The following is a 24,389-nucleotide window of genomic DNA, read 5'->3' as shown; positions in this document are numbered from 1 at the left end:
AGTAACTTTTATTGATAAATTGATTATAATATAGTATAATAGTAACAAATAAAAGAACATTTAAAGGGGTGTTATACATGGAAGGAATAGCATGCATGCTAAGCAAAAAGTGTAGAAGAGAAAAATCAGAAGAAATAGTTAAAAATATGAATGATGAACAAAAAACTTATGAAGAAATTTATGAAAAAGTAAGTAGTAAATAATTAAATTTTATTATACCTAGCTCATCATTGAGCGACTAATTGAGAATTTAAAAGGACAATTTTTGTATATTAAATGATCTCATATAGAAAAAGTAGAGAATGTGATTTCTCTACTTTTTACATTTTTCTTGACCCTAAGGGGCTATGCATCTAGGGACAGATTTCTTTCAAATTATTTATTCTATTGTAAATGGCATTGACGAGTTATCTATAAATTCAGTTGAACTATCAAATTTAACCTTTCCAATCAAGGAATTTGATTTAGGCTTATATTTATAATATTCTAAATTATATGATACCCTCATTCTATTAGTATCAAAAATCTTATTATCAAAATTTAATCCTTTTGGAATATCGAATACATATTCTTTCTTTCCTTCCTTATCTAGAAAAGGACTATAATCTATATTGCTCTCTTCATTACCATCAAAGTACTCTCTTTCACTAAAATCATAACCTATAAATATAGGGTTAGAATTTATCAAATTATTATTACTAAACTGTAATTTAACATCTCTTAAGCTTCCATAATATTTACTATTATTTTTAAAGCTAACTTTTATTTTATAAACTTCATCTTCCTCCTCAAATCCTGAGTACGCTATACTTAATTTAGGAACATCAATAAATCCATCATAATATTCTTTTCTATCTCCTAACATAAACTTGAATCCGAAAAATGAAATAAATAAAAATATACAAATTCCTAAGCTTATTTTTATAAATCTTACGTTCATATATGCCCCTCCTTAATCTATATCACAATTTATATATATTTTTAATGATATATATATTGAAAATAAAAATATAAAGACTAATATGAATAATAATAAAAACATATATATCTCTCTTGATCTAGATGCTAAATCATGAGTTACTAGATTCAAATGTTTAAATGAAAACACTGCTATTTTATTAGAAACGTTCATAAGGAAATTATCTCGCATCCCATAGTTTGGACTGATCAAATGATATTTAAAAGTAAATATATATGAAGTAATCAATATTAAAAACGGTCCAATATTTCTTGCTAATTTATATCCAAACTTGAATATAATCGGTATAATTATAGAAAAGCTGACCATAATACTAGAAAAACTAGCAACCACATCTTGTAATACCATTAATCTTGAAGAAATTAATATGTTATTTGTTCCAAAACAAATGTACATTAATAAATTAGATAAAAATAATATTAAAAGTACTAACATATATTTTGAATAAACTATATCTTCTCTTCTAGTTGGAAAGCTTAGTATATAGCTCTCACAGCTATTTAAACTATCATAATAAAAACTATTCATCACTACTATATAAGTAATAGCTATAGGAAGATAAGTAGGAAAATAATCAGATAATATACCTAATAATAACCAAACTAGTACTATAGTAATTATTGCAGCTTTTAATGATCTAACCTTTAGACCCACTAATAAATCTTTTTGTATAAGCTTAAACATTACTTCTCCCCCTTTATATAGTGAAACATTATATCCTCTAAGGTTGGAATACTTATATTTTCATTATCCAAACCTTTTTCATTTATAAATAAACCTTCCATGTAGTACTTTGTTTCCTTTGTAGAAATAAAATTTAATTTACTTTCTTCAAGTTCTTCCTTTGATCCCCTAAAAATTCTGTATCTTTCCTTTATAGACTCCATGTCTTGTGAGAAAATTAACTTTCCATTATTAATGAAGGTTATATAATCTGCTATTCCATCTAAATCTGAAGTTATATGAGTAGAAATAATAACACTTCTATTTCCTTCCTCTATTGCTTCTTGAAGTAGTTTTAAAATATCTTTTCTTATAATAGGATCTAACCCAGCTGTAGGCTCGTCTAATATTAAAAGTTTTGCATCATGAGATAACGCATTAGCTATCATAAGCTTAATAGCTTCACCTTTTGAAAGTTCTCTAATATATAATTTTTTATGAATTCCAAATCTTCTTAAGTAAGAATCAAAGAGATTTGAATCAAATTTAGAATAAGACTTACTAACTATTTTCTTAAAATCTTTGACATTTAAATGACCATAAAAATTTAAATTATCAAAAACAAAACCAATATTATCTTTAACATACACCTCTTCTTTAAAAATATCTTTATCAAATATTTTAATTTCTCCTTTATCAGCTTTAATTAACCCAAGAAGCATTTTAATTAAAGTTGTTTTCCCTGAACCATTAGGTCCAATTAATCCCATGATAAATCCTTCGTCTAACTCAAAAGAAATATTATCAAGCTTAAATTTCCCTCTCTCTTTGCTTACATTCTCTACCCTAATCATACTATTCTCCTTCATACAACAAATCTATCATGTTATAAATATCTTTCTTATCTAGTTTTATAGCTCTTGCTATTTTCATAATATCTTCTAACTTCTCTTCAATTTCCTTAAGCTTTTCCTCATAAATAAGCTCTTTATTAAAATAGGATACATAGCATCCCTTTCCCCCAACAGTTTCAATAAAACCTTGATTTTCTAGTTCTTCATAAGCTCTTTTAGTTGTAATAACACTTATATTTAAATCTTTAGCTAAGGATCTTATAGAAGGCAACTTTTCATTAGGCTCTAATGTTCCATTTATAATTTCCTCTTTTATTGAATTAACTATCTGCTCATATATTGGAAACTTAGATGAATTACTAATTAATATTTTCATTTTTCACCTCAAATAACTATAATTACTGTATATGTATACTATATACAGTATGCACATAAAAAGTCAACTATATATTGCACTTTTTACCAAATATATTTGTATAATGCATATATAAATGATAGATACTTTTTTATTATTTATTCACAATCATATATCTAAATAAAAACATGTCCTATTCTAAATAACTAAAGGAAGTCGTGAAACGCGACTCCCTTTAAAATCCTTATAGTCCTGTTTTTATAAATTTTGAAAGGGGCTCGCGAAACGCGAGCCCCTTTCCCCATCTAAAATACTCGTAATTCAGTTAATTTACAAAGGGTCTCACGAAACGTGATATCCTTAATAAATTCATGAAAAATTCCATTTTCACAATTCAACGTAGGTGAATTATCTTTTCAACTTTTTCATTCTTTCAATAAACAAACCTTTATAGTCTCAGTAAGACTCTCCTAATAATTTATTCTTATCTCAATAGTTTCCTCTATTTGAAAATATAAAGTTTTATCTTTTATAAAAAGTTCTCAAAAATATAAATCATTTTAGTATCATAAAAATATATAATATATATTTTTGAAAAATCTTCACTTTCTCTATAATAATACTTATACTGTTCCTTAAAATTCGGTGTGTATTTTTTGTCTATGTTCAAAGATTTTATTATTTTTCCAACTTCTTGCTCTATAAATAAATTTTTTTCACTTTCCCATTCAAAATTTTTATTTATATTATTGTCATTATATTTAAGAATATGATATCTCTTTCCATCTCCTAAAAAACTCTCTCCCTCATTACTTGAATAAATTTCTTCGTAATTTTTAGACATCTCTAAATTCCAATTTGAATTTACTATATTTACGTATATATTTTTTTTGCCAATATAAATTTTAGCTGTTACTATTCCTAAAATAATAACCCCTAGCAAAATCATTATTATCATATATTTCTTTTTCAAATAAATTCCTCCTACAATATACTTATAACCAAAATAGAAATAATCTTATTTTTGCGTATAAGATTACTTCTATTTATAATCACCTTTTTAATTTACCATAAAGGAACTCCAAACGGTAAAGTTGTTAACCTTGGCTTATCTGCTGTTATAAATAATTTGTAAGGTCTAACTCTTCCTCTTTCTTGCTCATAATTTGCAATATTATTTACTACATTAACTAATCCATTATATTCTTCCTCTTTAAAATCATAAGTATCTTCTATCAAAATTAATACATCCCACATAACTCCAGTTTTTACTACACCTAGATTTATTTTAACTGAATGCAATGCACCAAATAGATCTGTTTGTTTCTTCAAATTAGTATTTGCCAATATTTCCACTTTACTTGCATTAGGCATAGCAAAATTCATAGTTGTAGTTGAAAAATATTCATAAGACTTGTTTGCACGAGCATTATATAAAAAGTTAGTAACTACTTGTTTAAAAGCAGGAGAGTATGTCCAGATATCACTTGAAATAAGACTCTTACTAGTAAAGATTCTAGGTTCCTCTCTAAGTTGTATAATAGAATAATTTAATAAATCACCTGAATGAGTAAACCCTGCAGCACTTAATGTTTCTGCCATCATACTAGATAAGGATCTCGTTGATATTTCTGTATCTCTAATAAGTGAACTATTCATCTTTTCTAAATTTAACTCATTTTTCATTTTACTTATTACTTCTTCTGGTGTTTCTGTAAATTCATAATCTTCATTATTAATTATATTAATATCATCCCTTGTATCTAACTCACTTGCTGATGCAGTATTAATTGGTAACCCTAATGTAATACTCATAGTAATAATTATAGCCAAAATCTTTTTATTCATATTAACTCTCCTCAATATTATATATATTATGACAAATTTCACTTTATCTATTTAATTTATACACAAGCTTGTCTACATAATATATAATATCATGTTTTTTTAACAAAAAATGTCGAATTTAGATGCGTATTATAAAGGAAATATCGCAATAAAATATATAATATTATATATTTTTACAATAATATTATTTTCAAGGTTTATTTCCTTAAGCGTTATTACTAATTATTAATTTAATTTTAATATTCAATATAAATGATTATTTTTCAAGATCCCTAATACATTAATATTAAGAAATCCCTTAAGATTCCCTCTTAAACAAGCTCCTTATTTAAATAAGATACATAAATGCATATGTACATAATACAGATGCTTTTTAATTAATAATTTGCAATCATATATTATAAATAAACATACTTTCTATCATAAAAAATTAAAGGAAGTCGCGAAACGCGACTCCCTTTATAAATTCATGAAAAATCCAATTTTCACAATTCAACGTAGGTGAATTATCTTTTCAACTTTTTCATTCTTTCATTTTTCATCCTATAATTCAACTCGTCTGAATTATCACCTCAATTGTCCATTATCCATTATCAAATTTCCATTGATTTTATTTTTTCTCCATTCTTATGTTCTTCTCCACCATTCCCATAGCCTTATAGAATCCTATAGCGCCTTCATTAAAACTCCAAACTCCAAGTTCTAAAGCTTCAGCTCCATTACTCTTTACTAAATCATATGAGTAATCAAATAGCATTCTACCCAACCCTTGTCTTCTACTACTTTCCTTTATGCAAATTTCATCTATATATGCAAAAAACTTGTCATTTAATAAATCCATGTTTTTAATTTCTATATATCGTATCATTGTATAACCAACTATCTTTTTATTTTTAACTATTACTATAATCTCAATATCTTCATCATTTAATAGTTCCTTAAAATATGATTTACACATAGTCTTACTAGCTTCTTTATATATATCTGGTCTATTTTTGACATGAAATATGTGTAATTCCTTAGAAATATTGCTTATATATTTGTAATCTTCTAATTTAGCATGTCTTATTTCTACCCCATATCCATCACCTCATAATATTTGTATTAAAAATCTTGGGGTATTGTTACCTTATTAATTCTATAATTTAAAGTAACAATTTAAAGTCATTTTACTTATAATGATTATAAAATAATATATTAGGAGTTTATCAATGAATTTTAATGATGACGATTCGATTCTTTATGATGATGATTCTAGACTAAGACCACCTCCACTTGGAAATTTAATTCCTGGGTTCCCAACTCCAGGCCCTGGTCCTACTCCAGGTTCAGGTCCTGGTGGTAATTTCCCTTTTCCTGGCTCTCAAGGTGCTCCACCTATGGGAAGTAATTTAAATATAGGTCCACCACCAAATTTTACTCCATCCAAAAACAGTTCTGGCGTTCAAAAATTAAGTTCTTCTGGTGGCCCTCAAACTAAAGCTGTAAGTCCAGGATCTATTAGTTTTTGTCTATTTAAATTTACTTATATATGGGAAACTAGTGGTAGAAATTATTGGGCATTTTTATTAAATGTAGATCGTAGGTCAGTTTCTGGTTTGCGATGGTTTAGAAATACTTGGGTATTCTTTGGTCTAGATTTAAGAAGAATAGATTCATTTATATGCTACAGAAGCGATTCTAAGTGTGACTCTGATTCAGAAAATAACTCGAATTCAGAAAATGATTCAAGCTTAGAACCCTTAATAAACAATAGGAAAGAATACTCAACTAATGGTGTAAAAAATACTTATACTAAAGTATTAACTTCCGTTGAGATTCCTGAAATAAAGAATGATTATATAATTAATTATCTAGGTGAAGTTGATGGTAATGAATTAACTACAAGAATTCCTTGTAAACAAACAAGAATAACTAATTATAGAATAGTTCTTGAATTAACATATCCTGATGAATTTAATAAACAATTGATAGATAAAATTAATTCATGTGCTATAGAAGCATCTACTGTTGCTTCAAGATATTTAGATGAATTTAGAGATAGTAAAAACTTCCTAACTCCTTTAGAAGTATTTAATTTGTCCGCTAAACAAATAGGTAAATCATTAAAAGTCTTTTCTTCAGAATTTACTAATAAATTAAAGAAACTTAAATTACCTAGAGAAGTAACAAAAGAAGTAGAATATACAATTCTTCAAGAAAAAATAGAAGAGCCTTGGAGAATCTTATAACAATGAATAATGGACAATTGAAAATTTAAAATGGATAATGAACATTTGAGAGTAGGACAATTGATAATTAACAATGGATAGTTTATAATTAAAATATAGAATAGCAAAAAGGACTGGAGTATAACAATATTGTTAATACTCCAGTCCTTCTTGTAATTAAACTTAATTTTATTAAACAGTTTCTTTCCTTTCATTATATATAGTTATTCCAAGGGTTAATGCTAATCCTCCCCATAAAACAACTGCTCCTAATGCAAAGAATGATAATGCTACTACAGTCATAATAGTGCCCCCTTTTTTAATTACTCTAATATATTTTTACTTTTCCATTGTTTTTTACTTATTATTAATGCAAGAATTATTCCAAATCCTATAATACTCCAGCCATATGCAAATATTGCTGAAAGCTCATATCCCCCATAAGGCATTTTGATTTCTGTCATTATGCTTTGCACTAACATAAAAATTAATATAGCTGGTGTTACAAACTTAACGCAAATATTCCACCACTTGCCTATTTTAAAATATGATATTTCATTTGTGTGTTCTCTAACTATATCAGGACTAGCTATCCATCCAATTAGTATAACTTCCAATAATCCAACCACTACAATTCCGTAATTATTTATAAAATTATCTATTATATCTAATAAATATAGCCCTGCCCCTGTAGAGTATAATATTCCTATTGAAAATCCTATTAAACAAATTACTGCAACTACCTTATTTCTTGCCAATCCAAACTTATCTATAAATGGAGCTGAAACAGCTTCAATAAGTGAAACTGAAGATGTAATTCCTGCAAATAGCAAACACAAAAAGAATAATACACCTAGAAATGTTCCTACTGCCCCCATTTCAGTAAATACAGCAGGGAATACTACAAAAGCAAGTCCAACTCCACTTGATACAACTTCACTCATTGGTACACCTTTTGCACTAGCCATAAAGCCTAATATAGAAAATACCGCTATAGCTGATAAAAATTCAAATCCACAATTTGCAAATGCAGTCATAAATGCACTGTTATTTATATCAGTTTTTCTAGGTAAATAACTAGAGTAAGTAATCATTATCCCCATAGCTAAACTAAGAGAAAAGAACACTTGTCCATACGCTGCTACCCAAACCTTTGGCTCCATAACCTTTGACCAATCTGGTGTAAATAAAGTATTTAATCCTTCTGTTGCACCTTCTAAATTTACAGCTCTAATTGCTATTATAACCATTATAATTACAAGAGCTGGAAGAAGAATTTTATTTGCCTTTTCTATTCCACCTTTTATACCTTTATAACATATGAACCAACTTATAAACCAAATAATTGCTATTCCTATTAATATAGGTAAAATTATGCCTCCCATATCAAATGGTGAGTTAGTTAATTTAATAAAATCTAAATGGAAAAATGTATCCGTATCACTTCCCCAACCCTTGTTTATACTAAATCTCAAATAATTTACTGCCCAACTTAAAATCATAGAGTAATATGTTAAAATTATAAAAGCATTTATTGTTGGCCACCATCCAAGCCATTCCCACTTTTTCTTTACCTTTGCAATTGCAAGTGGTGTTGATCCTTTATATTTATGTCCTAGTCCATATTCCAATATTAATAATGGAATACCTGCTGTAAATATAGCAAAGAAATAAGGTATTAAAAATGCCCCTCCCCCATTTGTATATGCTACATACGGAAATCTCCAAATATTCCCTAGTCCTACTGCCGATCCCACTGCAGCAATAATAAACCCTAATTTTGATCCCCATTGTTCTCTATTTTCTTCCATAAAATCGCCCCCTAAATAAAGTAATTGCTTATACAAATTACCAGTATTTAAATATATAATATATTAAAATATCAATAAAATCAATATAATATTATTAAAACATCATACATTTCCATTTATTTTTTATAAATATATATTTTACTTTATTGCTAATTATCACTTTATTAAAAACTTTTTTGTAAAAAACATAAAAAAAATAAGCATCTCACAGTTTGAAGTGCTTATTTTTTATCTCTAATTTATTTGTATTTAGTTTTTTTCTTATTATTAATTCTTCTATTTTTAACTGCCTATAATAAACTCTTTATGTAGTTTCCATGTATTATCTACCCATTTAAATATACTTATATTATCAAAGTAACAATTAAATTCAAATGGATATTTATTTACATATTCCCACACTTCTTTATATATTGGCGGCACTTTTTTTGATGTTAATGTAACATGAAAAATTTTATCTTTACCATCTTTTTTATTAAACTCAATATAATCAAAATCATTTAAAACATCTATTAATTTATCATGAATAATTTTACCTTCCTTAGACATATTTACATCCATATAAATAACTCTATCGTCAAAATGATTATATTTATTCATTTTAAATTCTGCTTTTTCTTCACTTTTACTAAATTTATATAAAGCCTCCTCTAAATCTTTTATACTTTTATCATATTCAAAAGGTGCTTTAATAGTAAAATGTGCAGGTAACTTTGATGACTTAGCTTTAAATTTTTGAAATATATCTTTTCTCATTTCATTATTAAAATCGCCTGCTTCTCCTTTTACTACACAAACTATAACATATCTCATAAGACTTTCCCCTTTCAAAAGTTTTTCTTATAAATAAATCTCTTTATCTATGCTAAATAATTAATTTATACTATATTTCTAAAAGATTAAACTATATTATTAAGTATTTTTTAAACTCAAACTTGTTTATATTTATTACATTAGGTTAGCCGATATTTTTTATTTAAATTAACGCTTTTTCTCTACTGGTAAACATTCAATTCTATAACCAATTTCTTTATTAGCCATTCTATATCCTTCATTTATCATTTCTTCCATGTTCATTTCATTTCCTAATAAAGCATCTATAGTTATTTGTGATCTATCTGGAAAATACTTATCAAGTACTCTTTCATCAATATAGTCTTGATTTTTTATTGAATAATCATCTAAAATATGCATTACATTAAATCCAGCTTCTTTTAAAGCCCTTCCAACTAATATGCTTCTATGACATCTTATTGGATCTTGCATTGCTCCAAGTAACGCAATTCTATATCCCTTATTACAACCATCTTTTAATCTTTCAATTCCCTTAATAAAATCTTCTTCATGAATAACTTTTTCAAAATCAGAATACCCTTCTTCATTATAAGAAACTTTATTTAGCCTTTTTGCTGCAAGCTCCTTAGCCATATAAATATATACAAATCCAGCTTTAGTCAATGTATATTTTATAGTTTCCTTATCAAATTGAACATTATATTTTGAATAAGGTGTCCCTCTAATGTCAACAACACAATTAATATCATAATATCTTAACATATCTATTAACTTTTCAACTGTATAATTTGAATGCCCTATTGTATATATATCCATTAAAACTGCACCTCCTGGATCTAGTGAAGAGTGAAAAGTTAATGTAAATCTATTTCAGACAATCTTCAGTAGATCATATTTTATACTAATTTCATATAACTTAACTAAGTATTCAATGCCTACTATACAAAACTTAAATTCAACTTTTTCACTCTTTATCCCTTAAAACTTTTTTGATTATAATTATAAATGATAAATATAAGTTGGCGAAGATAAATAGAATATGCGGAATAAGCATATAGCGGGCAATTAGAAGGACTTGGTGAAGGAAGAACTACTAGGCCTTAGTGTGGTTGGTTTGTTTGAGCGCAGCGAGTTAACCAAAACTCTTGGCATAGCAGTTTTTCCGAGCCTAGTACTTCTTTGCTAAGCTATTTAGCTTATGGAGCATATCTATTTATCGTAGCCTTTTATATTAGCAATTTATAACTATCAGCTAAATAGTTTTAGTAGTTCTTCCTCTGTTATTGTATTTAACGTTTCTCCATTTAACATATCTCCATCTATTATTTTGCTAATTAATTCTTTCTTTTCTTCTTGTAACTTTATGATCTTTTCTTCAATAGTATCTTTAGATATAAGCTTTATTACTTCAACTATATTTTTTTGACCAAGTCTATGTGCTCTATCTGTTGCTTGATCTTGTACTGCTGGGTTCCACCAAGGATCAAAGTGAACTACAACACTAGCTGAAGTTAAGTTTAAACCAACTCCACCAGCTTTTAATGAAATTAAAAATATATTTTTATCTCTATTATTAAATTCATCAACTAAATTTATTCTTTCTTTTGCTTTAATACTTCCATCTAAATATAAATAGCTAATATTATCTTCTTCTAGTTTATCTCCTATCTTTTTTAATACAGATGTAAATTGTGAAAATATAATTATTTTTCTATTTGAATCTATAGTTTCTTTTATTATTTCCTTAACCGCTTTTATTTTTGCACTTTCTTCTTTAAAATCATCTATTAATAAAGATGGATCTAAACAAAGCTGACGTAATTTTGTAAGATATGATAATATAACAATTTTATTATCTTTGATTTTTTTATTTTCTTTAAGTTTCTTTTTAACTTCTTTCATATATGAATTATAAATTTGTTTTTGGCTAAATGTCATTGGTATTAAGTATTCTTTTTCTATTTTATCTGGTAATTCATCTAGTACATCTTCTTTTAACCTTCTTAGTATAAATGGAGAAATCAGTTCTTTAAGGTTTCTTAAACTTTCATCATCTCCATTTAAAAACTTACCTTTAAATCTTTCTTCATTATATAAATATCCTGGCATAATAAAATCAAATATTGACCATAATTCTAGTAAATTATTTTCTATTGGTGTTCCCGTTAAAGCTAGTTTACAATTTGCCTTTATTGATTTAACCAATTCTGTAATTTTAGATTTTTTATTTTTAATGTTTTGTGCTTCATCAATTATACAAAAGTCGAACTTTTTATCTTCATACCATTCATAATCACTTCTTAAAGTTCCATAAGTAGTTAATAATACGTCATATTCTTTATAATCTTCTTTAACTTTCTTTCTTTCACTAACACTTCCATGAATTACTCCTACATTTAAAGTATCTGCAAACTTTTCAAATTCACTTTTCCAATTGTATACAACAGAAGTTGGAGTTATAATTAAACTTTTTTTATTCTTATTTGAAAGTAATAAAGTTATTGTTTGAATTGTTTTACCAAGTCCCATATCATCAGCTAATATTCCACCAAATCCTAAGTTTTCTATTGATTTTAGCCAATTATATCCTTTAATTTGATAATCTCTAAGATTTGCATTTAAATCTTTTGGAATATCGTAGTTTTGTTCTTTATTATTTAAATTATTTATTAATTCATTTATTTTTTCTTCTCCAGATATAAATGGAATTCTTTTATTTCTTATTTTATTTTCTAAATGCAATAAATTATATTTATCCACATATATTTCTTCTTTATAAACATTATTAAATAAATTTAGCTCTTCTATTGTTTTAAAAAATTCAACTACTTCCATGTCCTTTAAATCTAAGAAGTTATTTCCCTTCGTTTTATAAAATGAACTTCCTTTTTTTATTCGTTCCATTATTTCTGCTATTTCGCTATAATCTACTCCATCTATCTTATAATCAAGCTTATAATAATCATCTATTTCTTCTATTTCACTTAATATATCTTTAGATTTTATAAGCTTTATTTCACCAAACTCGTTAGATAAAGTTACTATTCCAATTTTATTTAACTTATTTATACCTTCGCTTAATAATATGTATTTATCCTCATCATTTCCTGTAAATATAAATTTATCTTTATGCTTTATAAACTTATATCTTTCTAGCTCCATTTCTATTTTTTCCTTGGCTCTACTATCTTTCAAGCCATCTAAGCTATTTGCATAATTTATATCGATTCTGCAATATATATTTTCATTTTCTTTTTCTATATAAAATCTTGGAGTATTAACTTTGTTTATTTCAAATTTTACAGTTTCATCTATAATTATGTCCTTTGAAATTTCACCTAATATAAGTAATAATTTCTTTAAATTAGTTTCTGTATTTTTATATATTAAATTACCCTTTGCAACTAACTTATCGTATATTGTTTTATAATATTTTAATTGCTTTCCTGTAGGTAAATATATTTTCTTATCATATATCCAAACTTCTTTTTTGTCATCAATAGGTGTTGTACTCTTCTTTTGAGGATTTACTATTAAAGCTTCGCCCTTTTTCTTTAACGTAAATATTAAAGGCATATCTTCCTTATAAATAATGGAGTTATAGTTCATATAATCATAAGTTAAAACTATATTTTTATCACTATCTATAAGCTCTAAAAAACTTCTGAGCTCTTCTTTATATAATATAAAACTTCTAGCATCCACAATTCTATTTTTATTTTCTTTAAATTTTGCCTTTAAAAAATCTATAATTAAAGTATCATTTTCATTAAATTTATTGTTTTCATCAAATAAAAACTTACCTAGTGCTTCTATTGCAATTGTCTTTTCTTCTCCCGCTCTAAGCTCCAAATGATATTCTTCATTTTTATTTACTTTAACTTGCTTTATCTTTATATCTAATTTTAATATTCTCTTATTAATCTCACTTTTTTCTTTATTAATATTTTCTTTTTCTTTGTTATTTAATATAGCATAATAAAATCTATAAATAGTAGCTACCAAATGACTACAAATATAATTTTTCATTTCCTTACTATTTTCTTCAAATTGATTACAACTACATTTAGTATCAATTACTTTATTATTAGTATCAAACTTTAAATGAGTGCTATATTCACCTTTATTTTCTATAACCCTTCCATATATATGATAAGTATCATTTATCTTTTTACTTACAACCTTAGATACTAACCCCTTCTTAAAGAAAGCTATTCCATTATTCTTTGAAATACTAGAACTTAACTTTAAAACTGAGTCCATCATAGCCTTTAAATTCATATACATCCCTCCTTTTTAAGAGTAATTAATATTATACTACTTATTTTATATCACTTCATTCACTTTCTATTTTTATATTATAAATTTCCAAAAAGCAAAAAAGCTCTAGGATGTATTAAGTTATAATTTGTATCTTAACTTAACACATGCTAGAGCTCTATATAGTATTCTATTATTTCTATATTTTAATTTTAAGTATTTCTTCTTTACTAAGTTTTGAATATTTCATTATTTTTTCAATTGGTTCATTGTCTTTAAGCATTTCCTTTGCTATTTCAAACCTTTCTTCTCTCTTTCCTTCTTCTCTACCTTCTTCTCTACCTTCTTCTCTGCCTTCTTCTATTTTCTCTCTATCACGCTCTAAAAGTGTCATAAATTCCACCTCCACATTAGGATTATTCTTAACTTCAATTACTTTTTTATGAATCTTCTTAACCAACTCACCAGTAGAAGCTTCTGCCGTTCTATCATCAGAATGTTCTACATACTTTAAGAACTCAATAAGTTCATCACTTAAATCTTTTTTAATACCTTTAGTATTTAATATAATTTTATTTGTATCATCATTTAATTTTATATTATTATCTTCAATACATACAGTTTCAAATGTATATTTATGTCTTCCAGTTCCAAATAAATCAAAAGTACATATAAATATAATATAGCTTTTAGCAAGCTTTTTATAATCATCACCCTTGCTTATTAAATCAAGATCTATATTCCCTTGATAATATCTAATTCTTTTAGGAATATTTCTATATTTACCTCGTTGCATTTCTATATTGTATACTGTGTTATTTTCATCATTAACATATATATCTAATCGAATTCCTTTGCTTTCTAAAAGTAAATCTATTGTCTTTTGATTTTCTGGTATTTCAATTTTAGTTATTTCAACTTCTAGAAGTTTTTCTAAAAACTCCTTACAGATTTCCTTGTCACTCATTACCTTAGCAAATAAGAAATCATCTTCTAAATTAAGTTCTTTTAATGTTTTTGTCATTTTACTTTCCACATCTTTCATTTATCATTTGTCTAATTACTTACCACTATTATATAAAATTATTCATATCGTATCAACTTACAAGACAGTATCCTTTATGTTACTAATATTCACTATACTTCTATTTTTATAATTATAAATATCTACAAATCATATAATAAAAATAGATGAATTTGATAAAATTCTTATAAATCTTCACATAGAAAAAAAGCTCTATAATGCATTAAATTATAATTTGTATTTTAATTTAATGTATTATAAAACTCTTTAGATATATTATTTTATACCATCATATTTATTTAATTTTATCTGGATTTTCAACTATCATTTCAATAACTTTTCCACATTTAGAACAAAAGTCTATTAATAATTCTGATCCTCCAAGTCCAGTTTTGAATCTAATAATTGAATTGCTGCAACACCAGTAAGCTTTCCTCTTTTGATTGTACTTTCTCCACACTTGTCACATTTTAAACTCATTTCAAACAATCTCCTTTATACCCTTATTAAATGAGCCTTTTACAATATACCAATTTATGGTTATTGATATGATTTTATTATATACATATGATATTTGAGTTTCAGTGCTTACTTCACATTTTTTTATATATAATTGTATAAAATAACAATACTCTTAACTCTAATATATAAAATTTATTTTATAAAAAAATATAACAACATATATAATTTATATTTATATCTTATAAATTCCATTAGGATTTTGTCTAAAGAAATCTTCAATTTCATCTAATTGTTTTAATGCTTCTTCTTCATTATCATAGCTTCCTAGTTCAATTGTATTATTACCAAAAAAGAAATTTGAACCATAAGTTCCTTCTAGAATGTATCTTCTTACAATTAACTTCTCCTCTCTAATTGAAAACATCCTTATATCTATAAGTTTCATGCTATTACTAGTTCTTATTATCATAATACTCTTCTTTTCTCCATTTTTTATAATTATAAATTAATTCACATGCAAATAAAATTAATAATATTATTGGAATAACTATGCTCATAAATAGCTCTTTGCTAAGAAAAATAATCACTCCGATTGATATAATAAATATAGGTATAATCCATAAAATCCGAATAAACCGTCTTCTATAACTTAATTGCCAATAAAAAATTTTGAAGCCTTTATCTACTTTTTTACTCATAGCTTTATCCTTTTATTCTTGATACCATCTTAAGTCATATCTTTGATTAATTGATAAATCATTTGGATTATTTCCATATTTATATATTGTTGAATTATCTTTATCAAGAGCTATAGCATTCAATTCATGTCCCCCAATAATTTTATCCCAAGTAAATATAGCAATTTCATTTAACCCAATAGCTTTTCTTTGTTTATCTAAATTAGAACCTGCTTCAATATAACTAACATTTGGATCAATATTTTGAACGGCCAAAAACGTTAGTTGATTATTTTTATTATTCCCTACACTTATCCATCCAACAGTTTTAACTAAATCATTTTTTATAAAATTATCCGAAAACTCAGTTATCGCAAAGGCATTCCATAAAAAAGCGCGTTTCTCTACAAATATGCTTCTTATACCTTCTGTAGTTTCTACTAAATAAGCTGTTCCCCAATCTCGCTTAATTTCACTAAACACTTTTGTAATATTGTCTTTGCCAAAATGTGACTCTACTACTTGAAGACTTGTAAATTTATAAGTTCTAAATAAGAATAAACTAAAAATTAGTAAAATCAAAAATACAGTTATTAATATTTTCTTTTTCAAACAATCCCTCCTTTTTTTATGATAGAACTATTCACAATATATAACGATTTCTATACAAACAAAACTCTTTTTTCCTTTTACTCTTCATAGCAACCTAAACAATATCTTTGTCTAATTTATAAATCATTATATTGTACCTCCTTTATATTTATCTACCGCTTCTTTGCTTTTTAAATCCTTAGCATTAATCCCATCAACCAATATCAAAGTCATAATAAATATGTAATATAATCTTTTTATAATCTAATTACTTTTTTATTAATTAAATTATTGCTATTGTAGGCAACTATAACATATTTTATAAATACCATATTATTTAGCGTTCAAAGCTTCTTTTCATCAATTATTTTCTACTAGTTATATTTTGTTAAGCAAAGTAGCGAAGAGTGACTAGTTAAAAATGAATTTTATGCTCCAAAAACACAAAATCTTATAATGTCCACAAAAGCGTGGGAACCTATAGCAGATACTAAGTTAGACTTTCTCTGAATCAAAGCAAAAGGAGTACCAAACAATAAAGAAAGTATAATTATATTTCCAATATTAATACATTTATAAATTTAATAGTCTATACTTTTTATATAACCCTTAAATACCTATATTTACTTTTGAATAATACTTTATTTTTAATAAATTAATATTCAATTTATCTTCATAATATATTGGTTCTAGACTTATTATCCTTTCTAAAATAAATATAAATTCCGCTTACAAATAATATTGCTGCTGACAATACTACAATTTCAGGACTCTTAACAAATAAAGAATATGGTAGAAAAACTATAGCACTCACCATTTCCCTAATTCCCTTCTTTTTAGCTCTTAATAAAAATGTAATGATCCCAATTATAGACAAGCATATAATACTTTTTAAAATCCACATAATTATCCCTCCTATTAACATAATTAATCTATTGGTTAATTTTAAATTTTGATGTAATAGTATAAAATAACTCCCAACATTTAAAGTTTTGATAAAGAAAAAACTTTATGATTCAGTGATATTTTTTTATCCATGTCATACATACTCTTAATAATTCCTAATATTACAATTCCGTTTTGTATAAAAGTTATATAATTATAAAGTTTACTATTCAAAAAAACACCAACAGCTCCTCCAAATATAACTAATAAACCAGTATTCAACATATCTTTTCCTACTATCTTTGATACTTTATCTTTGTCATACTTTTTTGCATCAAATCCATTTAGCATATCTCCTGCATTTTGACTTTTAATTACCCATCCTAAAAAGGTAAATAGTCCTCCCTCAAGTAACGTAATTATAATTAATCCATATATATCTACATTTTTCATATAAGATCTCCATCATTTTATTATTGTTATACTATATTTATTTCTTAATTTTCAATAACTACAAATTTTTAACCTTACTTACTTTCAAGTTTTTTCTTATATGCCATCGCTATAAATGTTATTATAGTACCATTCATAAATTAGCAAACAAGATATATCCATATATTAGTAACTATCTCATATACAAAACTTGCAACAAAGAAAAGTATAATTGCTATTAATATTATACCTATAACCATCATGCTCTTATCTTACAATGCTTTTTTTATCTATCATACAATTAACCCTTTTACATACTCAATTAAATCCTTAGTATTTTCTTTATCACAATGATATTCTGCTATATCATACGCTTCTAACATACCTTGCTCATCTTCTGTTCTTACTTTCTTTAATTTTAATCTTACCTTTAACATGTTCATTAGAATTTTATCTATTTTATTTAACTTCTTATAATCAAATCCACCTCTTAAGTAAAATGTTTTAATAGACTTTAATTGCTCTTTATTAAAATTATAATTCCATACCTGTTGAAGTTCTTCTTCCCTTCCAGTGTTTGCCCCTGTTGCCCAAACAATGATTTTCTTGTTACATAATAAATTAAAGTTTTTCTTTATTAATGCTATTCCATTTATACCAACAGCATAAAGTCCTCCACCATAAATGATTACGTCGTATTTTTCAAGTTCTTCAATTGTAATATCATCAGCTGCTTTTAAAGCACAATTTAAATCTTCTGAAATCCATTTCGCATATGTTTCTGTATATCCAGATTTAGATTTGTAAATAACAATTTTTTTCATAACTCACTCCTATTAATGTTTTATTGATAATCATATTTATTTTATATTTTAAAGTTGCCCATTATCTTCAATAAAGTTTTCTAGAGTTGAATTATCCTTTGCTATTTTTCAAAATTATTTTATTATTTCCTATCTTATTTTAATATCATTTTGTAAATATTCTCTGTACTGCTTTTTACTATCTTCCCATATATGCTTTCCAAATAGCATCCCAAATACTGCTCCAACTATAAACTTAATTCATCTATATATTTGTAATAACTTTTTCAATTCATTATTTTGTCCATATTTCTATATATATCTATATACATTATCTCTTTTTACAACCTTTTGCATAAAATCTCTGTCCATTTTAGGAATTACATCTATAAGTTCTCTTTTTGTAATAGAATTTATAAATTTCAATAAATTTGTATCTGCTTGTTTTCTTAGTGCATCTTTTTTAGGGTATCCTTTTCCAAATGGTTCATCAAATAACCTTTCTAATATACATTGCAAATTAATTTCAGCTGCCCACCCAAAATTTAATCCAAGTGGAATTGAAATCGCATTACCATTGTTAATTCTTCCAAATAAATAATTAATATTGAAATTATTTTTAGGCTTTTATAATCTAATTTACTCTTAGAAAAATTTTGAGTCATTATTTTTTATTTAATTAATAAATTGCTTCAATTTAATACAATCATCAATAAAATCTATCTCTTTATATATCCTTTTAATTTAGCAACAAATTTTATTAAATAATTAATTCCCCAAAATATAGATATAAAAAGTAAAAAACCAATAATATAATTAATTCTATCGGCGATATAAGCATTTATTGATACAAATAAAGCATTTATACAACTTAAGATTAATTGTAATTTAAAAAAATCTTCATTAATTATTCTAAAGTCTTCAATTTTTACTGAATAAATTATTTTCTTCTTAGAAAAACAAATAAAATTATATACAATAAACAACATTGGTATAATCACACCACAAATAAAAAAAAGCATAATATCCCTCCTAATTTATTACTATTGTTTTCCTAATTAGTTTTTGTACAATTACTTGCTTTTCATATCATTAGTTTTAACATTAATTTCATAGTGCTCTGAAAAGGTAACATAATACCTATCCCAAAAACTACAGTATTAATTAGAAAAATTTTACGATATTTTAAAAATATATCAATTTACTTTATTGATATTAAACTGGTCTACATTTAATTACATATCCAGGTATACCAGCATTAAACCGTGATATTTCATGGATGGTTTAATCATCGCCATGATTTTTCTCTCTTTGATGTTATAGAATACCCATAATCTATCATTGAACTAGCATCATCATCTTCAAAGTGTAATACTATTTTCCACTCTCCAGACATTCCATCATAGACTTCAGTAACCCTTTTACCGGCATATAATATTCCACTGTCAACTACTTCTCCTTTAGGATTTATAATGTCAAATTTTAATCCATCTTCTATATTTTCACCTTTAGAACTACCTAATAATATATGAACATACTTCTTAAAAGACCCTGCATCAAAGGTAATTATATTATTATTTATGTCCATTAATTTAACACCTCTTGTTGAAGTATCCCCAATACTCGTTAGTGAAAATTTATTAAGTCCCATTGTTGAAATATAGCTAGGATTTATTTTATTTATTATAAAGGCTCCTAATAATAAAATAATAATTAATATAGATGTAATTTTTATCGAATTGTTAACTTTTCTTTTTTTCATATCTAATACATTCCTTTATACATGAATCTTTTATTCTATTAAAATTTAAATATACCTATAATTTTATTAGCACTATACAAAAAAATATTTTCACCCTATTTTTCTTTCTTTTCAATAATCATATTAAAAAATCCAATGCTAAATATTAACACCCCAACCAACATGTATGAATGGATAAATCCATTCAATAATGCATCAAATTCTCCTGTTAAATTTTTATTTGCATAAATTATCTTAAGTGTTGCATAGCCTAATGATGAACTAAAAATGATTGTAATAATTCCAGCTAAAAAATATTTAACTTGATTTTTCATAAAATTATGCTCCCTTCTATTTTTAACAATATATTATTCCTTTTATATATATTTTACCAAATAAATATTAATATGTTAATATTTTCAACATAAATACTGATATAATATATTCATTTATTGTATAATATAACTTGTACTCTTTAACTTGAATTTATAAAATGGAGGATAACATGAATTTTACTTATAAACATACAATGTATGCTTCTTTTATTGGCTATATTGTGCAAGCAATAATAAATAATTTTGTTCCATTATTATTTTTAACCTTTCAATCATCGTATAACATACCAATTTCAAAAATAACATTTTTAGTTACTTTTAATTTTGGTTTTCAATTATTAATTGATTTTCTTTCTGCAGGGTTTATAGATAAAATAGGATATAGAGCTTCTGTAATAATAGCTCATATTTGTGCAGGGCTTGGGCTAATATCATTAACAATTCTACCTGAAATTTTTAGTGATCCTTTTATTGGCTTATTAATTTCAGTTATGATTTATGCTATTGGTGGTGGATTAATTGAGGTTCTAATAAGTCCTATAGTAGAAGCTTGCCCAACAGATAATAAGGAAACTGCAATGAGTTTATTACATTCCTTTTATTGTTGGGGCCACGTTGCTGTAGTTTTAATATCAACAATCTTTTTTAGTATATTTGGAATTTTAAATTGGAGGTACCTTGCAATATTATGGTCTGTAATACCGCTTCTAAACACTCTTCTTTTTATAAAAGTTCCTATTTTACATTTGATTGAAGAAGGTGAAAGTAGATTAACAATTAAAGAACTACTTTCAAATAAATTCTTTTGGATAATGATACTTTTAATGATATGTGCAGGAGCAAGCGAACAATCTGTTAGTCAATGGGCATCTACTTTTGCAGAAAAAAGTCTTAGTGTTAATAAAGCTCTTGGAGATTTAGCTGGTCCAATGCTTTTTGCAATAATGATGGGTATATCTAGAACAGTCTATAGTAAAATAGGTGAAAAAATTAATCTAGAAAAATCTATGATAGCATCCAGTTTGCTTTGCTTTATAAGCTATCTTATTATTTCATTATCACCTTTACCTTTATTATCTCTTATAGGATGTGGTATATGTGGATTTTCAGTTGGCATTTTGTGGCCAGGCACCTTTAGTATCTCTTCATCTATATTAAAAAAAGGTGGAACTGCAATGTTTGCTTTTTTAGCACTTGCAGGTGATGTAGGCTGCTCACTTGGTCCAACTGTTGTAGGTAGAATATCTAGTATTTTTAATGATAATATAAAAATAGGAATTTTATTTTCAAGTATATTTCCAATACTTTTGATCATTGGAATAATCCTGTCTAAAATGAATAGAAAAATAAAAGTTCATAATGTATAAAAAATAAGTGGGAATTCAAGCAAATTCCCACTTATTTTTATATAATTACATTTTTAAATACTTTTATATATGTTTTATATTTCTTATTAAATATGTAAAGGTAGCTTTATAACAAACTTAGTTATGTCTTTATTACTTGTTACACTAATATCTCCATTGTTTTTATCAATTATCTCTTTTACTATATGTAGCCCAAATCCATTATCTCCATTTTTATTTTCCTTTGTAGAAAATCCTTCTTCAAAAATTCTATCAATTATATTTTTATCAATTTCCGGTCCATTATTTTGAAGGCTTATTATAACATAATTATAAGAGTAATAACTATTAATCATTAATAACCCTCTTCCTTTTAATGCTTCTATAGAATTTCTTACTATATTAGAAATAATTTTATGAAGTTCTAACTCACTTATATTAGTATCTTTTAAATCAGCCTTTTCATCTATTAGAACATCCACTTCTTTTAAATCAGTAGAGTTAACTACTTGAGATATAATAGAGTCATCAGAACTTAGAACTTTAACTTGAGTTGAAATATCATTTCCCTCTATTATTCCTTTTAATAACTCACCTAATTTTTCATAATTCTCCATTAGATATGCACCATATAAATATGAAATCTGTGAACCATAATCATGCTTTATTTTTTTTAGTTCATTAATTTTACTTTCTAATTCTTTATTTAATATATGTACCTTCTTAGAATTTTTATCTATATTTATAAAATGCCAAGAGATAAAAATAATAAATCCACCTAATAATACAAAAATTATTTCTTTGAATACTGGATTGTCTTTATCACTAATAATACGTGAAAATGACATTATAAAATCAAACACTACAGTTCCTATTATTAAAGTAATTATAGACGAAACTCTTGATTTAATTATCAAATTTATCTTATGAATAAACTTCATATTCTTTAATACAAAATATGAAATAATAAATTGAGGAAAATACAAAATTATTATAATTGCATAGATATTATCAGAAGTTGAAATATTATTAAATATTGTAAATATTACAAAGGATAAATTAGCACTTATTCCAATTATTGAATATATTATGCTAAACCCAATAGTAGCTCCTAATTTATCATCTTTAAACATTAAGTTTGTTAATAGTAATTGTCCCATATGTATTACTATTATTCCTAAACTTGAATTTCCTAATAAATAAGTACTAAAGATTACAAAAAATGATGTTATTGCTATTAAAATATTTAATTGTAATTTACTTTTTTTATATTGTTTATTCACACAATAATTTGATGCAATAATAAACATAACACTTTGAATAATACTAATTATGATATCGATCAATCCAGTAAGCATATTTTGTCCCCTATCTTAGTTTTTTAATTGAGTCTGGCATTTCTTCTACACCTACACTCATTACAGATGTAGGACCAACATTTATTAAAACTGCTGATAATAATAACATTAATGAGCCTAGCCACTTCTTCATTTTCATTTACCTTTCCCTCCTATCTCTTTATATTTATTAAACATTAATATAGCTTGTACTAAAATAGTCCAAACTATTATTTGTGAAATCCAATTAACTTCAAACATCATAAGAGATAACAGAGTCAGTATTACTACATTTATAATTCCAATTTTTCTATTTTTTCTAATAAGATTTTCCCTTGTAATAGGCATTTTGTCATTTATTATTGGCGCCTTATTATAAACAGAAAATATACTAATAAAATTTAAAACAATGGAACTAGTTAAATTTAATTTATTGTTTTCGAATAAAATTATTATAATTACCATTAAAATTAATGTTGCAGTAAAACACTTTAATTGTGTATCTTCGTGATAACCACCAATAAAAGGCTTTGTAATTGACATTATAAAAAGTATTAATAAGCTTTCTTTAAAATATCCTAAAATTGAAAAAATTATAATTAAAAATATTATTTTTATCAATTCATATACTATTACTTTTAAAGAATATTTTATTTGTTCTATTTGCTCATCATTATAATTATTATATTCACCTAAACTATCAACGAATTTATATATTAATTTTTCCATAATATAAATCTTTCCTTATTAATTTACCATACCGCACCTATAAAGTGCAATAATTCTACATATTTTTTTCTGTATTTTAAATTTTATTTTTTTTATTATATTATTTCTTATATTAATTAAGTATTATTCACATTTAATTAATAAAAAATCTATATACTCTAAATATATTTTAAAGAGATTTACTTTACATAACATCTATCTATTATTATACATTAAATACCTATATAAAATATATATTCATATAGGTATTTT

Annotated in this window: 28 protein-coding genes; 3 read left to right on the top strand and 25 right to left on the bottom strand. The window is 25.2% G+C overall.

The window, feature by feature from the left end:
• Nucleotides 1-77 precede the first annotated feature (77 nt).
• Nucleotides 78-203, top strand: a complete 126-nt coding sequence (locus I2E83_RS18195; RefSeq protein WP_257446478.1) for a hypothetical protein — start codon at nt 78-80, stop codon at nt 201-203.
• A gap of 176 nt (nt 204-379) precedes the next feature.
• Here I2E83_RS18195 and I2E83_RS12585 read toward each other — a convergent pair whose 3' ends face one another.
• The 7 genes from I2E83_RS12585 to I2E83_RS12555 form a co-directional block, all read right to left on the bottom strand.
• A complete protein-coding gene (locus I2E83_RS12585; RefSeq protein WP_195262800.1) occupies nt 380-940 on the bottom strand; it encodes a hypothetical protein in 561 nt (186 codons plus the stop codon).
• A gap of 12 nt (nt 941-952) precedes the next feature.
• The gene (locus tag I2E83_RS12580; protein WP_195430100.1) at nt 953-1,663 is read right to left on the bottom strand and encodes an ABC-2 transporter permease; all 711 of its coding nucleotides are present in this window, start codon (nt 1,661-1,663) and stop codon (nt 953-955) included.
• Nucleotides 1,663-2,496 carry an ABC transporter ATP-binding protein gene (locus tag I2E83_RS12575; RefSeq protein WP_195430098.1) on the bottom strand — a complete coding sequence of 278 codons (834 nt, stop codon included), beginning with the start codon at nt 2,494-2,496 and terminating at the stop codon, nt 1,663-1,665. Before I2E83_RS12575 ends, I2E83_RS12580 begins: the two co-directional genes overlap by 1 nt.
• 1 nt (nt 2,497) lies before the next feature.
• The gene (locus tag I2E83_RS12570) at nt 2,498-2,872 is read right to left on the bottom strand and encodes a GntR family transcriptional regulator (protein WP_195262797.1); all 375 of its coding nucleotides are present in this window, start codon (nt 2,870-2,872) and stop codon (nt 2,498-2,500) included.
• A gap of 508 nt (nt 2,873-3,380) precedes the next feature.
• A complete protein-coding gene (locus I2E83_RS12565; RefSeq protein WP_195430096.1) occupies nt 3,381-3,824 on the bottom strand; it encodes a hypothetical protein in 444 nt (147 codons plus the stop codon).
• 92 nt (nt 3,825-3,916) lie between these two features.
• Complete coding sequence (locus I2E83_RS12560; protein ID WP_195430094.1) at nt 3,917-4,699, bottom strand: hypothetical protein; 783 nt, start codon at nt 4,697-4,699, stop codon at nt 3,917-3,919.
• Between the two features lie 610 nt (nt 4,700-5,309).
• Complete coding sequence (locus I2E83_RS12555; protein ID WP_195430197.1) at nt 5,310-5,768, bottom strand: GNAT family N-acetyltransferase; 459 nt, start codon at nt 5,766-5,768, stop codon at nt 5,310-5,312.
• A 142-nt stretch (nt 5,769-5,910) separates the two neighbouring features.
• Here I2E83_RS12555 and I2E83_RS12550 point away from each other — a divergent pair, with 142 nt between their 5' ends.
• Entirely contained in the window at nt 5,911-6,930 is a 1,020-nt protein-coding gene (locus I2E83_RS12550) for a hypothetical protein (protein WP_195430092.1), read from the top strand.
• 171 nt (nt 6,931-7,101) lie between these two features.
• Here I2E83_RS12550 and I2E83_RS12545 read toward each other — a convergent pair whose 3' ends face one another.
• The 15 genes from I2E83_RS12545 to I2E83_RS12475 all read right to left on the bottom strand — a co-directional run bounded on the left by I2E83_RS12545 (nt 7,102) and on the right by I2E83_RS12475 (nt 20,725).
• Complete coding sequence (locus tag I2E83_RS12545) at nt 7,102-7,212, bottom strand: MetS family NSS transporter small subunit (protein ID WP_195430091.1); 111 nt, start codon at nt 7,210-7,212, stop codon at nt 7,102-7,104.
• A gap of 20 nt (nt 7,213-7,232) precedes the next feature.
• On the bottom strand, nt 7,233-8,720 hold the full coding sequence (locus I2E83_RS12540) for a sodium-dependent transporter (protein ID WP_195430089.1): 1,488 nt from the start codon (nt 8,718-8,720) through the stop codon (nt 7,233-7,235).
• A 282-nt stretch (nt 8,721-9,002) separates the two neighbouring features.
• Nucleotides 9,003-9,533, bottom strand: a complete 531-nt coding sequence (locus tag I2E83_RS12535) for a 2'-5' RNA ligase family protein (RefSeq protein WP_195265284.1) — start codon at nt 9,531-9,533, stop codon at nt 9,003-9,005.
• A 168-nt stretch (nt 9,534-9,701) separates the two neighbouring features.
• Nucleotides 9,702-10,331, bottom strand: a complete 630-nt coding sequence (locus I2E83_RS12530) for a DUF488 domain-containing protein (protein WP_195430087.1) — start codon at nt 10,329-10,331, stop codon at nt 9,702-9,704.
• A 432-nt stretch (nt 10,332-10,763) separates the two neighbouring features.
• A complete protein-coding gene (locus I2E83_RS12525; RefSeq protein ID WP_195430085.1) occupies nt 10,764-13,796 on the bottom strand; it encodes an SNF2-related protein in 3,033 nt (1,010 codons plus the stop codon).
• A gap of 178 nt (nt 13,797-13,974) precedes the next feature.
• A complete protein-coding gene (locus tag I2E83_RS12520; RefSeq protein ID WP_195265298.1) occupies nt 13,975-14,799 on the bottom strand; it encodes an Rpn family recombination-promoting nuclease/putative transposase in 825 nt (274 codons plus the stop codon).
• A gap of 694 nt (nt 14,800-15,493) precedes the next feature.
• Nucleotides 15,494-15,730 (bottom strand): hypothetical protein, encoded by a 237-nt coding sequence (locus I2E83_RS12515; protein ID WP_195430082.1) that lies wholly within the window; start codon nt 15,728-15,730, stop codon nt 15,494-15,496.
• A gap of 241 nt (nt 15,731-15,971) precedes the next feature.
• Nucleotides 15,972-16,550: a hypothetical protein gene (locus I2E83_RS12510; protein WP_195265276.1), complete on the bottom strand. Its 579-nt coding sequence runs from the start codon at nt 16,548-16,550 to the stop codon at nt 15,972-15,974.
• A 652-nt stretch (nt 16,551-17,202) separates the two neighbouring features.
• Nucleotides 17,203-17,433, bottom strand: coding sequence for a hypothetical protein (locus I2E83_RS12505; RefSeq protein ID WP_195265274.1), 231 nt, complete (start codon nt 17,431-17,433; stop codon nt 17,203-17,205).
• Nucleotides 17,434-17,513: 80 nt separating this feature from the next.
• Complete coding sequence (locus tag I2E83_RS12500) at nt 17,514-17,867, bottom strand: DUF3784 domain-containing protein (protein WP_195430080.1); 354 nt, start codon at nt 17,865-17,867, stop codon at nt 17,514-17,516.
• A gap of 272 nt (nt 17,868-18,139) precedes the next feature.
• Nucleotides 18,140-18,670, bottom strand: a complete 531-nt coding sequence (locus tag I2E83_RS12495) for a flavodoxin domain-containing protein (protein WP_195430078.1) — start codon at nt 18,668-18,670, stop codon at nt 18,140-18,142.
• Between the two features lie 291 nt (nt 18,671-18,961).
• Nucleotides 18,962-19,168: a hypothetical protein gene (locus I2E83_RS12490; RefSeq protein WP_243249640.1), complete on the bottom strand. Its 207-nt coding sequence runs from the start codon at nt 19,166-19,168 to the stop codon at nt 18,962-18,964.
• A 200-nt stretch (nt 19,169-19,368) separates the two neighbouring features.
• Nucleotides 19,369-19,671: a hypothetical protein gene (locus I2E83_RS12485; RefSeq protein WP_195265265.1), complete on the bottom strand. Its 303-nt coding sequence runs from the start codon at nt 19,669-19,671 to the stop codon at nt 19,369-19,371.
• A 266-nt stretch (nt 19,672-19,937) separates the two neighbouring features.
• Entirely contained in the window at nt 19,938-20,411 is a 474-nt protein-coding gene (locus I2E83_RS12480; protein WP_195265263.1) for a hypothetical protein, read from the bottom strand.
• A gap of 95 nt (nt 20,412-20,506) precedes the next feature.
• Entirely contained in the window at nt 20,507-20,725 is a 219-nt protein-coding gene (locus tag I2E83_RS12475; protein WP_195265261.1) for a glycosyl transferase, read from the bottom strand.
• Between the two features lie 170 nt (nt 20,726-20,895).
• On the opposite strand from I2E83_RS12475, the gene I2E83_RS12470 reads away from it, so the two are divergent.
• The gene (locus I2E83_RS12470) at nt 20,896-22,092 is read left to right on the top strand and encodes an MFS transporter (RefSeq protein ID WP_195430076.1); all 1,197 of its coding nucleotides are present in this window, start codon (nt 20,896-20,898) and stop codon (nt 22,090-22,092) included.
• An 86-nt stretch (nt 22,093-22,178) separates the two neighbouring features.
• Here I2E83_RS12470 and I2E83_RS12465 read toward each other — a convergent pair whose 3' ends face one another.
• From I2E83_RS12465 to I2E83_RS12460, 3 genes are read right to left on the bottom strand one after another with little or no spacing between them, the layout of a single operon-like run.
• Nucleotides 22,179-23,429, bottom strand: coding sequence for an ATP-binding protein (locus I2E83_RS12465; protein WP_195265257.1), 1,251 nt, complete (start codon nt 23,427-23,429; stop codon nt 22,179-22,181).
• A gap of 10 nt (nt 23,430-23,439) precedes the next feature.
• Nucleotides 23,440-23,568 (bottom strand): hypothetical protein, encoded by a 129-nt coding sequence (locus I2E83_RS18190; RefSeq protein WP_008680297.1) that lies wholly within the window; start codon nt 23,566-23,568, stop codon nt 23,440-23,442.
• Nucleotides 23,565-24,137, bottom strand: coding sequence for an accessory gene regulator B family protein (locus I2E83_RS12460; protein WP_195265255.1), 573 nt, complete (start codon nt 24,135-24,137; stop codon nt 23,565-23,567). Before I2E83_RS12460 ends, I2E83_RS18190 begins: the two co-directional genes overlap by 4 nt.
• Between the last annotated feature and the right edge of the window lie 252 nt (nt 24,138-24,389).

Source organism: Clostridium sp. D46t1_190503_E9 (assembly GCF_015555225.1).
GTDB lineage: Bacteria > Bacillota > Clostridia > Clostridiales > Clostridiaceae > Clostridium.
Note: the sequence above shows the minus strand (reverse complement) of the source record. Positions and strands in the feature narration are given on the sequence as shown.

What these genes read in the sequence shown, in the direction of transcription:
- I2E83_RS18195 (WP_257446478.1), top strand. Translation starts at nt 78, where the DNA reads ATGGAAGGAATAGCATGCATGCTAAGCAAAAAGTGTAGAAGAGAAAAA.
- I2E83_RS12585 (WP_195262800.1), bottom strand. Translation starts at nt 940, where the DNA reads ATGAACGTAAGATTTATAAAAATAAGCTTAGGAATTTGTATATTTTTA.
- I2E83_RS12580 (WP_195430100.1), bottom strand. Translation starts at nt 1,663, where the DNA reads ATGTTTAAGCTTATACAAAAAGATTTATTAGTGGGTCTAAAGGTTAGA.
- I2E83_RS12575 (WP_195430098.1), bottom strand. Translation starts at nt 2,496, where the DNA reads ATGATTAGGGTAGAGAATGTAAGCAAAGAGAGAGGGAAATTTAAGCTT.
- I2E83_RS12570 (WP_195262797.1), bottom strand. Translation starts at nt 2,872, where the DNA reads ATGAAAATATTAATTAGTAATTCATCTAAGTTTCCAATATATGAGCAG.
- I2E83_RS12560 (WP_195430094.1), bottom strand. Translation starts at nt 4,699, where the DNA reads ATGAATAAAAAGATTTTGGCTATAATTATTACTATGAGTATTACATTA.
- I2E83_RS12550 (WP_195430092.1), top strand. Translation starts at nt 5,911, where the DNA reads ATGAATTTTAATGATGACGATTCGATTCTTTATGATGATGATTCTAGA.
- I2E83_RS12545 (WP_195430091.1), bottom strand. Translation starts at nt 7,212, where the DNA reads ATGACTGTAGTAGCATTATCATTCTTTGCATTAGGAGCAGTTGTTTTA.
- I2E83_RS12540 (WP_195430089.1), bottom strand. Translation starts at nt 8,720, where the DNA reads ATGGAAGAAAATAGAGAACAATGGGGATCAAAATTAGGGTTTATTATT.
- I2E83_RS12535 (WP_195265284.1), bottom strand. Translation starts at nt 9,533, where the DNA reads ATGAGATATGTTATAGTTTGTGTAGTAAAAGGAGAAGCAGGCGATTTT.
- I2E83_RS12530 (WP_195430087.1), bottom strand. Translation starts at nt 10,331, where the DNA reads ATGGATATATATACAATAGGGCATTCAAATTATACAGTTGAAAAGTTA.
- I2E83_RS12525 (WP_195430085.1), bottom strand. Translation starts at nt 13,796, where the DNA reads ATGAATTTAAAGGCTATGATGGACTCAGTTTTAAAGTTAAGTTCTAGT.
- I2E83_RS12520 (WP_195265298.1), bottom strand. Translation starts at nt 14,799, where the DNA reads ATGACAAAAACATTAAAAGAACTTAATTTAGAAGATGATTTCTTATTT.
- I2E83_RS12515 (WP_195430082.1), bottom strand. Translation starts at nt 15,730, where the DNA reads ATGATAATAAGAACTAGTAATAGCATGAAACTTATAGATATAAGGATG.
- I2E83_RS12505 (WP_195265274.1), bottom strand. Translation starts at nt 17,433, where the DNA reads ATGTGGATTTTAAAAAGTATTATATGCTTGTCTATAATTGGGATCATT.
- I2E83_RS12500 (WP_195430080.1), bottom strand. Translation starts at nt 17,867, where the DNA reads ATGAAAAATGTAGATATATATGGATTAATTATAATTACGTTACTTGAG.
- I2E83_RS12495 (WP_195430078.1), bottom strand. Translation starts at nt 18,670, where the DNA reads ATGAAAAAAATTGTTATTTACAAATCTAAATCTGGATATACAGAAACA.
- I2E83_RS12485 (WP_195265265.1), bottom strand. Translation starts at nt 19,671, where the DNA reads ATGCTTTTTTTTATTTGTGGTGTGATTATACCAATGTTGTTTATTGTA.
- I2E83_RS12480 (WP_195265263.1), bottom strand. Translation starts at nt 20,411, where the DNA reads ATGAAAAAAAGAAAAGTTAACAATTCGATAAAAATTACATCTATATTA.
- I2E83_RS12475 (WP_195265261.1), bottom strand. Translation starts at nt 20,725, where the DNA reads ATGAAAAATCAAGTTAAATATTTTTTAGCTGGAATTATTACAATCATT.
- I2E83_RS12470 (WP_195430076.1), top strand. Translation starts at nt 20,896, where the DNA reads ATGAATTTTACTTATAAACATACAATGTATGCTTCTTTTATTGGCTAT.
- I2E83_RS12465 (WP_195265257.1), bottom strand. Translation starts at nt 23,429, where the DNA reads ATGCTTACTGGATTGATCGATATCATAATTAGTATTATTCAAAGTGTT.
- I2E83_RS18190 (WP_008680297.1), bottom strand. Translation starts at nt 23,568, where the DNA reads ATGAAAATGAAGAAGTGGCTAGGCTCATTAATGTTATTATTATCAGCA.
- I2E83_RS12460 (WP_195265255.1), bottom strand. Translation starts at nt 24,137, where the DNA reads ATGGAAAAATTAATATATAAATTCGTTGATAGTTTAGGTGAATATAAT.